This is a genomic window from Gordonia sp. WA4-43, from assembly GCF_020520305.1.
Lineage (GTDB): Bacteria > Actinomycetota > Actinomycetes > Mycobacteriales > Mycobacteriaceae > Gordonia > Gordonia hongkongensis.
This window is the reverse complement of the sequence record NZ_CP084736.1, coordinates 2,025,405-2,040,048: the sequence shown is the minus strand read 5'-3', so window position 1 is coordinate 2,040,048 and position 14,644 is coordinate 2,025,405. Positions and strand designations below refer to the sequence as shown.

Annotated in this window: 1 protein-coding gene (running past one end of the window); it reads left to right on the top strand. The window is 64.7% G+C overall.

Features of this window, described 5'->3' with window-relative positions:
- Window positions 1–14,592: the 3' portion of a non-ribosomal peptide synthase/polyketide synthase gene (locus tag LEL84_RS09080; protein WP_226513851.1), read on the top strand. Its footprint begins 6,483 nt before the window's first position; the window shows 14,592 of its 21,075 coding nt (coding positions 6,484–21,075); the start codon falls outside the window, past its left edge; its stop codon occupies window positions 14,590–14,592.
- Window positions 14,593–14,644 lie beyond the last annotated feature (52 nt).

The window sequence follows — 14,644 nt, the reverse complement described above, 5'->3', positions numbered from 1 at the left end:
ACGAACGCCGAAAGCCCGGCGTTCACCGCGGTCGCCGGACCGGCGTTCGACACTTCGCCTGCAGGTGCCATGGCGGCGCAGGCGGCGCTGACGATCAACATCGGTGTGCAGCAGATCGACGGGCGGCGGCACCTGGTCGCTTCGCTGATCGCCCCGGGGCACGTGTTGTCAGTGCGTGACCTGAGCGACTTGGCGGAGCGCTGGTCGGCGGAACTCGAGGCGATCAGCGCGGTCGTCGAAGCCGGGGAACCGGTCGGTCTGTCGCCGTCGGATGTCCCGGGAACCGTTGTCACACAGGCGGATTTGGACGTGCTGGCGCGCCGTTATCCGGATGCCGACGTCTGGCCGTTGTCGCCATTGCAGGGTGGTCTGTACTTCCAGTCGGAGTTGGCTGCGGAGATCTCTGGTGCGGTGGATGTGTATGTGGCGCAGGCGCGGATCGAGCTCGGCGGCGGAGTCGACGAGGATCGGTTGCGAGCAGCGGCTGAGGCCGTGGTCGCCCATCACGGTGTACTGCGGTCGGGTTTCGTGTCGACCGGCTCGGGTTCGGTGGTCTCGGTGGTTCGAGACGTGGTCGAATTGCCGTGGTCGGTGGTGGACTTGGATGATGCCGACGAATCGGTGGCCGCCGAACGTGTGGAAGAGATCGCCCTGGACCAGCGAATGACACCGTTCGACCTTGCTGCGCCGCCGCTGCTGCGGTTCACCCTGATCCGCCACGGTGGGGCTGCGACGTTGGTCGTGACGAACCATCACATCATCTTGGACGGCTGGTCGGGTCCGTTGGTGTTGGCTGATGTGCTGGCGGTGTACGCGACAGGTGTGCCGTTCACACCGCAGAGCGACTTCGCCTCGTACCTGCGGATGCTTTCGGCCAAGGACCGGGCGGAGGGCTTGGCCGCGTGGGGTGAGGTGCTGGCACCGGTGGAGGGGCCGACGCTTGTCGCATCGAGCCATGGCGGCGCAGTCGAGGTGTTGTCCCGTGATGAGGACGTGCTGCTGGACGCCGAACTGACGGGCGCTTTGCACGAGGTTGCCCGGTCGGCGGGAGTGACCATCGCGACGGTCAGTCAGTTCGCGTGGGCGGTATTGCTGTCGCGTCTGACCGGGAACCGGGTGGTGACTTTCGGGGAGACGGTGTCGGGTCGCCCGGCCGACCTCGAGAATGTCGAGTCGATGGTCGGGTTGTTCATCAACACGTTGCCGGCGGTGGTCGACGTGGACCCTGGGGCGAGCATCGCCGATGTCCTCCGTAGGCTGCAATCGGACAAGGTGAAGGTGCTCGATCACCAGCATTTGACGCTGCCGGAGATCCTCTCGGCCCACGGCCACGGCGAGTTGTTCGACACGCTGGCGGTGCATGAGTCGTATCCGGTGGACACCGAGTCGTTGGAAGACACTGATACGTCGGCAGTCGGTCTCGAGGTTCGTTCGGTCACTGCGAGCGATTTCACGCATTACCCGCTGAATCTCGCAACGACGCCGGCCGGGGACCGTCTGCACGCAAAGATCAAGTATCTGCCCGGAGACTTCACGCAGGCACAGGCCCAGGTGTTCTTGGCAGTGCTGGTGCAGATCCTGCGCCAGATCGCCGATGCGCCCGAGATGCTGATCGACGACCTCGAACTCGCCGACGATGCGGCAGCGACGGCGCTACGTGAGTGGTCGCATACGGCGCCGCCCGGTCTTCCGAGGCCGGGGACAGCCGCCGATCTGCTGTTCGAGGCGAGTCGGAGGTCGCCGGATGCGACGGCATTGATCGCCGGTGATCGCGAGGTGTCGTATCGGGAACTGGCCGCCCGTGTGTCCGTCCTCGCCCGCAAGCTCATCGGGGCGGGGGTGGGTCCGGAGGTGGTGGTCGCGATCTCGGTGCCGCGCTCGGTCGAGATGATGGTCGCAATTCATGCGGTCCTCGCCGCGGGCGGCCAGTTCGTGCCGATCGATGTCGCGGCGCCGGCCGAACGGGCTGAGTACATGCTGTCGATGTCCGGTGCTGCGATGTTGTTGGTTGCTGGGGACTCGTCGGCGAGTGCAGTGGCCGACACCGCGAAGGCGCAGGATGTACCGCTGCTGATGGTCGACGCCACAGACGAGATCGATCCGGCGCGGGTGCCGGTGCTGGATCGGTCCGAGCGCCTTGCTCAGCCGCATCCGGACAATGGTGCGTACACCATTTTCACGTCGGGATCCACGGGACGACCCAAGGGTGTGACGGTGGAGCATCGTGCGTTGATGGCCGAGGCCGTTGCCGACCTCGAGTACCACGGTTTCGACAGCACCGATGTCTTCTTGCAGGTCTCGGAGTACACCTTCGACGCCTGGGTGCTCGAGTTCATGCGTGCGTTGATGAGCGGTGGATCATTGGTACTGCTGGAGCCGGGTACACATCGTGATCCGGCGGTCATCCGTGATGTGGTGTCACGCAACGGCGTCACCTCGGCGTTGTTGGTGCCGTCGATGCTCGCGGTGATGACCGAGGTGCTCGCCGAGGAGGACCCGTCCTGGATCGCCTCGATGCGGCATCTGAACACCGGCGGCGAGGCGCTGCCGCCCGCGGTGGCCGCAGCGGTCACCAGACTGTGGTCCGGCCTTTCTTTCCACAACCTGTACGGCCCCACCGAAATCACGGTCTACGCCACCGTCAAGACCTTCGAGCCGGAGTCCAGAGCGGTGACGATCGGCCGCCCGGTTGCCGGCGCGGAAGGCTATGTGCTGGACAACCGGCTGCGGATGGCGCCGATCGGCATGCCGGGTGAGTTGTACATCGGCGGTCCGCAGGTGGCGCGCGGTTACGCAGGCCAGTCGGGGCTGACCGCCGAGCGGTTCATCGCCGACCCCTACGGCGCTCCGGGTGCACGGCTGTATCGCACCGGCGATTTGGTGCGGTGGAACACCGGGGGCGAGCTCGAATACCTGGGCCGCACGGACTTCCAGGTGAAGTTGCGTGGTCAGCGTCTGGAACTCGGTGAGGTCGAGGCCGTCCTGACCGAGGCCCCCGGTGTGGTGCTGGCGGCTGCGGCCGTCGCTGCGTCGCCGTCAGGTGCCGACCACCTGGTGGCCTACGTGACGCCCTCGTCGATCGATCTCGACTCGGTCACGGCCGTGGTCACGCAGGCGTTGCCGACCTACATGGTGCCCTCGGTGTGGATGGTGCTGGACGATTTGGCGCTCAACAGCGCGGGCAAGATTGATCGTCGTGCTCTTCCGGAACCGGATTTCGGTGGCGTGCAGACGGAGTTCGTGGCGCCGGTGGGTGAGCGTGAGGAGTTGGTGGCGGGGGTGTTCGCCGAGATCCTGGGTGTGGATCGAGTGTCGGTGACGGAGTCGTTTTTTGATGCCGGTGGTAACTCGCTGTCGGCGATGCGGGTGGCCGCGCGGGTGGGTCAGGTGTTGGGTGTGACGATGTCGGTGCGGGATGTGTTCGAGGTGCCGACGGTGCGGGAGTTGGCGGCGGTGGCTGCTACCCATGGTGCGGCGTTGGCGCCGATCACCGCGGTCGATCCGCGGCCGGAACGCATCCCGTTGTCGTTTGCCCAGCAACGCATGTGGTTCATCAACCAGTTCGAACCGGGGGATGCCGCCTACAACATTCCGGCGGTGTTGCGGTTGACCGGGCCGGTGGATGTGGGGGCGTTGCGGGCAGCGGTGGTCGATGTCGCCACGCGGCACGAGGTGCTGCGCACGGTGTTCCCGTCGGTTGACGGCTTACCGTTCCAGCAGGTCTCCACGATCGGTGACGTCGAGGCGAACCTGGATTGGCGCGTTGTCGACTCTCTGGAGGGGATCGAGTCCGCAGTCGGGACGGGCTTCGATGTGAGCACCGAGCTGCCCTTACGGGTGCGGCTGTGGCCGGTCGGCGAGCGCGAGTTCGTGCTGGCTGTGGTGACGCACCACATAGTGTCCGATGGTGAGTCGCTGCTGCCGTTGGTCAAGGACTTGGCGATCGCGTATGCGGCGCGCGCAGCCGGTGAACTCCCGGAGTTTGCTCCGTTGCGGGTGCAGTTCTCGGATTTCGCCATCTGGCAGCATCGGGTGCTCGGGTCGCCGGATGACCCGGAGTCGGTGCTCGGGCGGCAGTTGAGTTTCTGGCGAGACCGGTTGGCCGGCGTGCCGGAGGTGTTGGAGCTACCGGCGGATCGGCCGCGGCCCGCGGTGGCGAGCCATCGTGGCGTGCAGGCCGGATTCACCGTGCCTAGTTCGGTGGCCGAGCGGATCGTCGGGCTTGCCGGTGAACATGGGGCGACGTCGTTCATGGTGTCCCACGCCGCCTTCGCAGTCCTGTTGGCAAGGTTGTCGGGTACCGGTGACATCGTCGTCGGCACCCCGGTGGCCGGACGCGGTCAGGAAGTGCTCGACGACCTGGTCGGCATGTTCGCCAACACTCTGGTGCTGCGGACCGAGGTCGATCCGGCGGAATCGTTCGCAGGATTGCTCGATCGGGTACGTGTGCACGATCTGGAGGCGTTGACGAACGCTGATATTCCGTTCGAGGCACTGGTCGAAGCGGTCGATCCGGTGCGAAGTGAGGCGTTTTCGCCACTGACTCAGGTCATTTTCTCGTTCGACCCGGGTGTGCAGGCGGCGTCTGTGGAACTGGAGGTCGCAGGTCTGCAGGTAGCTCCGGTCGAGGGCATCGAGCGACCGGCTCAGCTCGATTTGGATCTGACTCTTTCGACCAACGGTGTCGACGGCGCTTGGATCGGTGAGGTCACGGGTGCGGCGGACCTGTTCGACCGGGATACATTGCAGCGGTTCGCCGACCGGTATGTGGCGTTGTTGGACGCGCTGACCACTGACCCGGATGCCGCGGTGGGCGACGTTCCATGGATGGGTGGCGGCGAGTCTGCAGAATTGATCACGCTCGGGGCCGGCGCGGGGGTCGATTACGTCGGAGCCTCGCAGACGCTCACCGACCGCTTTGCAGACCAGGTGGCCCTGCGGCCGGAGGCCACGGCGTTGGTATTTGCCGACCGCAGGGTCGGATATGCGGAATTCGGTGCTCGGGTCGCGGTTCTGGCTCGGGAGCTGATCGCTGCCGGTGTCGGGCCCGACGTGCCGGTGGGTTTGTGTCTTGAACGTTCGGTGGAGATGTTGGTGGCGATTCAAGCAGTGCTTGCCGCCGGCGGACAGTACGTCCCGATCGATACCTATACGCCCGCCGAGCGTGCGGAGTATATGGTGCACACCGCAGGGGTTCAGACGGTGCTGATCGGAGTCGGCTCGGTGCCGGAAGCGCTCGGCTCGGTGCGAGATCGGTTGCGGCTCCTGGAAGTTGATTGTTCGGGCGAGGTCGGCCCGGCAGTATCGCCGATCCGGGCATCAGAGCGATCGGCACTGCTACGGCCGGAGAACGCGGCCTACACGTTGTTCACTTCTGGGTCGACCGGCCGGCCGAAGGGTGTGACGGTCTCACACTCGGCCGTGGGCAACTTCCTGGACTGGTTCGACGGTCTCAACCCCGACGATGCAGACGGCCGGATGTTGTTCAAGACCCCCTACACCTTCGACGCTTCGGTGCTGGAGTTGTTCTGGGGTCCGACGACCGGGCGGTGCACGGTGATCGCCGAACCCGAAGGTCATCGTGATCCGTTGTATCTGGCCGAACTGATGGCCACCGAGCGCGTATCGGTGGTGCAGTTCGTGCCCTCGTTGCTGTCGGTATTCCTCGACACGGTGCGGGATGCTGCTGCTTTCGCTGCTGTCGAGCGGGTCTTCTGCGGCGGTGAAGCCCTGCCACCGGCGGTTTACGGCAGGCTCGTCGATCGGGTGCCGGGGATGTCGGTGACCAACCTGTTTGGTCCTACCGAGTGTGCGGTGTACACCGAGTCGGCGGCGCTGGCCGGGCCGCTGGAGACCGTGCCGATCGGTGCGCCGATGCCCAACACCACCGCGGTGGTCCTTGACGCCCGTCTGCACCCGGTTCCGGTCGGGGTGGCCGGCGAGCTCTATCTCGGCGGCGTGCAGTCCGCACGCGGTTACGCGTCGCGGCCAGGACTCACAGCTGAGCGGTTCGTCGCCGATCCGTTCGGTACACCTGGGTCACGGTTGTACCGAACGGGTGATCTGGTGCGGTGGAACTCCGTCGGCCAGCTCGAGTATCTGGGGCGCACTGACTTCCAGGTGAAGCTGCGAGGGCAGCGCATCGAACTCGGCGAGATCGAGTCGGTGATGGCGTCGGTGCCAGGGGTCGTCCATGCGGCGGCGGCGGTGGTTGGCGGTCCCGGGGGCAGTGAGCACCTTGTCGGCTATCTGGCACCGCAGACCGTCGACATCGAGGCGGTCAAGGCTGTAGCGGCGGCGGAGTTGCCGACGTACATGATTCCGGGCGTCTGGATGCCAGTCGCGAAGATCGCTTTGAACAACGCCGGAAAGATCGATCGGAAGGCGTTGCCGCCACCGGAGTTCGGTTCTCTGGAAACGGAGTATGTGGCTCCGGAGGATGCAGCCGAGGAGGCTGTGGCTGCGGTGTTCGCCGAGATCTTGGGTGTGGACCGGGTATCAGTGACTGAGTCGTTCTTCGCCCTCGGCGGTAACTCGCTGTCGGCGATGCGGGTGATCGCTCGGGTCGGGCAGGCCCTGGAAGCCGATATCTCCGTTCGGGACCTGTTCGCTGCCCCGACTGTTCGGCAGCTGGCAGCGCTGACCGAGTCGAGGGGTAAGGCGCTGGACCCGATCGTGGCCGTGGTTCCGCGTCCCGATAGCATTCCGTTGTCGTTTGCGCAGTTACGGATGTGGTTCATCAATCGGCTGGAGCCTGGGTCGCCGGTGTACAACATCCCGGTCGTTCTGCGGGTGCATGGTGCGTTGGATGTGGCGGCGTTCAGGGCGGCGTTGGTTGATGTGGTGGTTCGTCAGGATGTGTTGCGCACTCGTTTTCCGATGGCGAGTGGGACTCCGTTCCAGTTGATCGATCCTGCCGAAGCCGTCGCGGACCGTCTGGACTGGAGAGTGGTCGATTCTCCCGCCGAGATCGAATCGACGGTGTTGGCCGGATTCGATCTGGTCGAGCAGTGGCCGATCCGAGCACGCGTGTATGCGGAATCACCGACCGAACATGTGGTAGCACTGGTCACCCACCACATCGCGACCGACGGCGAATCGCAGCTGCCGCTGCTCTCGGACCTGTTGACCGCCTACGCGGCAAGGGTTTCCGGTGAAGCTCCGGCCTTCGCCGAGTTACAGGTGCAGTTCGCGGACTTCGCGATCTGGCAGCACCAGGTGCTGGGATCACCGAATGACCCTGAGTCCCTGGTGGGCAAGCAGCTCGCGTACTGGCGTGAGCAATTGGCCGGTCTGCCAGATGTGGTGGAGTTGCCGGCAGATCGGCCGCGGCCCGCGGTGGCCAGCCACGATGGGCGTGAAGTCACCTTCGATATCCCGACAGATGTGGCCGAGAGAATCGGCGGTATGGCTGCGGATCTGAATGCGACGCCGTTCATGATCATCCAGGCTGCGCTTGCCACGGTTCTGGCGCAGTTGTCAGCGGTGCCCGACATCGCGATCGCCACGCCGATCGCCGGGCGCGGACAGGAAGTGCTTGAGGGACTCGTCGGCATGTTCGTCAACACGCTGGTCCTGCGGGCAGCTGTCGAACCCCACCTGAGTTTCGCCGAACTCGTCGAGCAGGTGCGGGCTACCGATCTGGAGGCATTCGCGCATTCGGATGCGCCGTTCGAGGCGGTGGTCGATGCGGTCGATCCGGTGCGGTCCGAGGCGTTTGCACCGTTGACCCAGGTACTTCTGTCGCTGAATCCGGGTGCGTCGGCGCGGGGCGTGGATGTCTCGGCTGCCGGCCTGCGCTTCGAGGGCGTCGAATCCGATGTTGTCCCGGCGCAGTTGGATCTCTACATCACGGTGAACTCGAGTGACGGCGGACCGTGGCGCGGGTCGATTGTCTACGCCACCGACCTTTTCGAAGCGGACACGGTTTCGGCGTTCGCCAAACGACTGGTCCGCGTCTTGGATGAGACGACGGCCGATCCGTCGGTCGTTGTGGGTGATGTGTCGGTGTTGTCCGAGGCCGAGGTTGTCGCCGAGGCTGCGCGTGAGTGGGGTGCGGCGCGGAGCTTGCCGGGGTTTGTGTCGGTGGGTGACGTGGTGGCGGCGCAGGTTCAGCGGACGCCGGACGCACCGGCGTTGGTGTGTGGAGATCGGGTGGTGTCCTACGCCGAGTTCGCTGCTCGGGTGGCGGTGCTGGGCCGTGAGTTGATCGACATGGGTGTGGGACCGGATGTGGCTGTGGCGGTATGTGTTCCGCGGTCGGTGGAGATGATGGTCGCCGTGCATGCGGTGGTTGCCGCGGGTGGGCAGTACGTGCCGATCGATACGCAGGCGCCGGCCGATCGTGCGCGGTACATGCTCGAGACCGCCGATGTTCGGGTGCTGGTGGTTTCGACAGGCTCAACCAGCGGGGAGGGCTCAACCAGCGGGGAGGGCTCAACCGGCGGGGTGGGCTCAACCGGCGGGGTGGGCGACGACGTTGCCGGGGTGGTCGAGGCTGCCGGTGCGGTGGGCGTGCCCGTGGTGGGTGTGGATTGCTCGGGTGAGGTGGATGTGGCGACGCCGCCGATTTCGGTGGCTGAGCGTGGCGTGCTGCATGGTGATTCGGCGGTGTACACGTTGTTCACGTCGGGGTCGACGGGTCGGCCGAAGGGTGTGACGTTGCCGCATGAGGCGGTGTTGAACCGGTTGTGGTGGGGTTTGGATGAGTTGCCGATCGATGCTTCGGATGTGGTGGTGCAGAAGACGCCGTACACGTTTGATTGTTCGGTGCCGGAGTTGTTCGCGCCGTTGATGGTGGGTGCGCGGTTGGTGGTGCTCGCTGATCGTGGGCATCTCGATCCGGTGTATGTGGCTGGTGAGATCGCGCGGACGCGGGCGACAATGGTGCATTTCGTGCCGTCGATGTTGTCAGTGTTCCTCGACATTGTTGGCGCGCAGCAGATGGCGGCGCTGGATTCGGTTCGGATTGTGTCGACCACGGGTGAGGCGTTGCCGCCGGCGATCGCGGCGCAGGTGCGCACGATTTGGCCGGAGGCTTTGTTCTACAACTTGTATGGACCGACCGAGGCGGCGGTGGAGATCACGTTCGAGAAAATCGAGCGGGTCTCGTCTGATGACGTGACGGTGCCGATTGGTGTGCCGGTGTGGAATTCGTTGGCGGTGGTGTTGGATTCGCGGTTGCGTCGGGTTCCGGTGGGTGTGCCGGGCGAGTTGTATGTGGGTGGTGTGCAGCTGGCGCGTGGATACGCGGCGCGTGCGGACTTGACGGCGGAGCGGTTCATCGCTGATCCCCACGGCGCTCCGGGTGCGCGTTTGTATCGGACGGGTGATCTGGTGCGGCGGCTTTCTGGTGGCGGGATCGAGTATTTGGGTCGTACCGATTTCCAGGTGAAGTTGCGTGGTCAGCGGATCGAGCTCGGTGAGATCGAGTCGGTGCTCGCGGCTGCGCCGGGGGTGGTGCATGCGGCGGCGACCGTGGTCGCCGGGCCTGGTGGTGGCGAGCACCTGGTTGGCTATGTGTCTGCCGGACCGGGTGAATCGGTTGATGTCGATGTGGTGAAGGCCGCCGCGGGGCAGGCGTTGCCGACCTACATGGTGCCGTCGGTGTGGATGGTGATCGACGAGTTCGTGCTCAATACGGCGGGCAAGATCGATCGGAAGGCGTTGCCGGCACCGGAGTTCGGTTCGCTGGAAGCGGAGTATGTGGCACCGGAGGGTGCAGCCGAGGAGGCTGTGGCTGCGGTGTTTGCCGAGATTCTGGGTGTCGAGCGGGTCGGTGTCACCGAGTCGTTCTTCGATATGGGCGGGAACTCGCTGTCGGCGATGCGGGTGATCGCGCGTGCCGGCGAGGTACTGAACGCGGATTTGTCGGTACGGGATCTGTTCGACGCCCCGAGCGTGCGGGAGTTGGTGGCCACAGCAGACGTTGCCGGGTCGGCCCTGGCGCCGATCACCGCGGTCAGCCCGCGTCCGGAGCGGGTGCCGCTGTCGTTCGCGCAGCAGCGACTGTGGTTCTTGAATCGGTTGGATCCGTCGAATGCGACCTACAACATTCCGATCGTGTTGCGGTTGTCCGGTCGCCTGGATGTAGCAGCGATGCGTGCGGCGATCTTGGATGTCGTCGCACGGCAGGAGATCTTGCGGACAACGTTCCCGGACCTCGACGGCGAGCCGTACCAGCAGGTGCATTCGCTCGAGGAGATTCGTTCGAAATTGCCTTGGACAGTTGTGGCGTCGCAGGATGAGATCCTGGCATCGGTCGGCAGGGGCTTCGATCTGACATCCGAGCTGCCCCTGCGTGTCGTGCTGTGGCCGGTCAGCGAGAACGAACACATGCTTGCCGTGATCAGCCAGCACATCGCGATGGATGGCGGTTCCTTCCGACCGTTGGTCACCGACGTGGTGACAGCGTATGCAGCGCGCGCAGCCGGCAACGATCCCGAGTTTGAACCGCTTGCAGTGCAGTTCGCTGATTTCGCGATCTGGCAGCACGAGGTGTTGGGGTCGCCGGAGGATCCCGACTCGGTGGTGTCGGGTCAGTTGTCGTATTGGACTGAGCGGTTGGCTGGCCTGCCGGGTCTGTTGGAGTTCCCGACGGATCGGCCTCGTCCTCTGGTGGCGTCGAATCGTGGGGCGCGGGTGACGGTGACGTTGCCGGCGCAGACGGGCATGGCGTTGCGGGCTTTGGCGTCTGAGCACCGGGCGACGGCGTTCATGGTGGTTCATGCGGCGTGGGCTGCGGTGATGGGTCGGGTGTCGAATGCGGTGGATGTGGCGATTTCGACGCCGGTGGGTGGTCGTGGGTCTGCGGTGTTGGATCCGTTGGTGGGGATGTTTGTCAACACGTTGGTGTTGCGGGCTTCGGTTGATGGTGGTCAGAGTTTTGCGGAGTTGCTTGATCAGGTGAGTGCCTCGGATGTGGAGGCGTTTGCGCATGGGGATGTGCCGTTTGAGGCGGTGGTGGATGCGGTCAAGCCGGTGCGGAGCGAGGCGTTTGCGCCGTTGGCGCAGGTGGCGTTGAACTTCGATCCGGGTGCCGGTGCTGCTGACGGCGTCGAGGTGGCTGGTGTCGACTTCACCCCGTTTGATCCAGGACTGAGTGCGGCACAACTAGACCTCTATCTGACAGTGAATTCCGGTGATGGCGAACAGGATTGGGTCCTGGACCTGACGTACGCGACGGACATCTTCGACGAGCCGCGAATCCGAGGACTCCTGACAACCCTGACCGGCGTGCTTGATCGTGTTCTGGCTGATCCGTCGACGTTGATTGGTGATTTGCCGATTTTGGATGCGGATGAGCAGAGGGTTCTCGAGGGTTTTGAGCGTGGTCCGGTGGTTGGGGTGGATCAGCGTTTGGTGAGTGAGGTGATTGCTGAGCAGGTTGGGGCCACTCCGGATGCGGTGGCGTTGGTGTTTGGTGAGCGTGAGGTGTCGTATCGGGAGTTCGGTGCGCGGGTGGCGGTGTTGGCGCGGGAGTTGATTTCGGCTGGGGTGGGGCCGGAGGTGACGGTGGCGTTGTGTATGCCGCGGTCGGTGGAGATGGTGGTGGCTGTGCATGCGGTGGTGGCTGCTGGTGGGCAGTTCATGCCGATTGCGGTGGATGCGCCGGATGAGCGGGCCGGTTACATGCTCGAAGTGACCGATTCCCGGTTGTTGTTGGTGTCGGATCGGTCGGTGGGTGCCCATGTGGCGGCGTTGGCGCAGGAGCAGGGTTTGCCGGTGATCGGGGTTGATGCTTGCGGTGAGGTGGATGTGGATACGCCGGCGGTCACTGATGTGGATCGGTTGTCGCCGTTGGGTCTTGATCATCCGATGTACACGTTGTTCACGTCGGGGTCGACGGGTCGGCCGAAGGGTGTGACGACGGCGCATCGGGGTATCAACAACCGCCTGTGGTGGGGTGTGTCGGCGATGCCGATCGATGAGGCCGATCGGGTGGTGCTCAAGAGTCCGTACACCTTTGATGTGGTGTTGGCGGAGTTGTTCGCACCGTTTCTGGTGGGTGCGCGTCTGGTGATTCTGGCGCCGGATGTGCATTTGGCGCCGGTGGCGTTGGCCGATGAGTTTGAGCGGGCCGGGGTGACGACGGCGCATTTCGTGCCGTCGATGCTGTCGGTGTTCTTGGATGTGTGTGGTCGGGAACGGGTGTCGTCGTTGAGTTCGTTGCGGATCATTTCGACCACGGGTGAGGCGTTGGCGCCGTCGATGGCGGCGACGGTGCGTGAGTGGTTGCCGCAGACGCGTTTGGTGAATCTGTATGGGCCGACGGAGGCGTCGGTGGAGATTTCCGGGCAGCAGGTTGTCGAGGTGTCGGCGGCGGATGCGACTGTGCCGATCGGTTCGGTGGTGTGGAACGGGCAGGTCGCGGTGTTGGATCGGCGGTTGAAGCGGGTGCCGGTGGGTACTGCTGGTGAGTTGTATATCGGTGGGGTGCAGGTGGGTCGCGGTTATGCCGGTCGCCCGGATCTGACGGCGGATCGTTATGTGGCTGATCCGTTCGGTGAGCCGGGGGCCCGGATGTATCGCACGGGTGATCTGGTGCGGTGGAATGCCCGCGGGGAGCTGGAGTATTTGGGTCGTACCGATTTCCAGGTGAAGTTGCGGGGTCAGCGGGTTGAGTTGGGTGAGATCGAGACGGTGATCGCGTCGGTGCCGGGGGTGCGGCATGTGGCGGCGACGGTGTTGCCGAGTGCGACTGGTGATCAGTTGGTGGCGTGGGTTGCTCCGGCGGCGTCGATCGATATGGAGGCGATCGAGGCGGCGTTGGTGCATGCGGTGCCGGTGTATATGCGGCCGACGGCGTGGGTGGTGTTGGATGAGATGCCGCTCAATCCGTCGGGGAAGGTCAACCGGGGGGTGTTGCCGGCTCCGGAATTCACCGAAGCCGAATACATTGCGCCGGAGGGTAATCGAGAAGAGCTGATCGCCGGGGTCTTTGCCGACGTACTCGGCGTGGAGCAGGTCAGTGTGGTCGCTTCGTTCTTTGATGCCGGTGGTAACTCACTTTCGGCCACGCGGGTGGCTGCCCGGGTGGGCCAGGTGCTGAATGTGGATGTCTCGGTCAGGGATGTGTTTGATGCGCCGAGTGTGCGTGAACTCGCCGCAGCGACCATGGACCGGGGTTCCGCGTTGGCCCCGATCGTGGCGGTATCGCCCAGGCCGGAACGGATTCCGCTGTCGTTTGCTCAGCAACGCATGTGGTTCATCAACCAGTTCGAACCTGACCAGCCGACCTACAACCTGCCCATTGGAGTCAAGCTGGCCGGAAACCTCGACGTGGATGCATTGCGCGCCGGGGTCGTAGACGTGATCGTCAGACATGAAGTGCTTCGCACCACCTTCCCGTCGATCGACGGAGACCCCGTTCAGCTGATCCATGACGAGGCCTGGGCGTCGGACAACCTGGACTGGAGCGTCGTCGCCTCCGAGGCGGAGGTCATCGCCGCCGCGATGCGCGGTTTCGACGTCACACGCGAGTCTCCGCTTCGAATTGTGTTGTGGAAACGTGAACGGTCCGAATGGGCACTACTTGCCGTCCTTCATCACATCGCCGGTGACGGCGAGTCGATGCGCCCGCTGATCGGTGATGTGATGACCGCTTATCAAGCGCGTGTCACCGGGACGGCACCCGACTTCGCACCACTGGAGGTCCAGTTCGCCGACTATGCGATTTGGCAGCACACAATGCTGGGCGCCCCTGGCGACCCGTCGTCGGTCTCCGGCAAACAACTGGCCTACTGGACCCGACAGCTGGCGGGTGTACCGGACGTCCTGAACCTGCCGACCGATCGGCCCCGACCGCGGGTCGCATCGTCGAGCGGCGCGGTGTTGTCCGACGAAGTGCCCACGGACCTGGCCCGACGCATCAACGAGCTTGCCTCGGCGCACGGGGTGACCTCGTTCATGGTCCTGCATGCCGCACTCGCAGTACTGCTCGCGCGCCTGAGCGCAACCGACGACATCGCGATCGCGACACCGATCGCCGGTCGAGGCGACCGCGTTCTCGATCCGCTTGTCGGAATGTTCGTCAACACGCTTGCGCTACGAACCCAGATAGAACCGGGTATGAGTTTCGCCGAGTTGCTCGACCACGTTCGGCATGTCGACCTCGACGCCTTTGCGGCAGCGGATGTGCCATTCGAATCCGTGGTTGAGGCCGTCAACCCCGTGCGGTCGGAGGCCTTCGCGCCGCTTGCACAGGTGATGCTGGCCGTCGATCATCGGCCTGAGGGTGATGGCGACGGCGGGATCGAGTTCGACGGGTTGTACGTCACCCCGATGCGAGCGCCCGCGGCTTTCGCCCAGGTGGACCTCCTCCTCCGGCTCGCTGTGTTCGGAGACAGACCATGGGGCCTGGAGATCACCTACGCAACGGACCTCTTTGATGAGGCATCCGTGGGGGCGATCGCCCGCCGCTACATCGCGCTCCTGGATGCGCTGACCACGGATCCAGGAGCGGCGGTCGGCGATGCCCCTATCATGGACGAGATCGAGGAGAAGCGATTGATCGGCTGGTCCAGTGGGCCCGAGGCCCTACCGGGCGAGCAGACCGTCACCTGGATGCTCACCCGACCGCCCTCGACGTGAAACGACATAACCGATGAAAGCATTGATGGTGACATGGGCCATCAGCCAAATC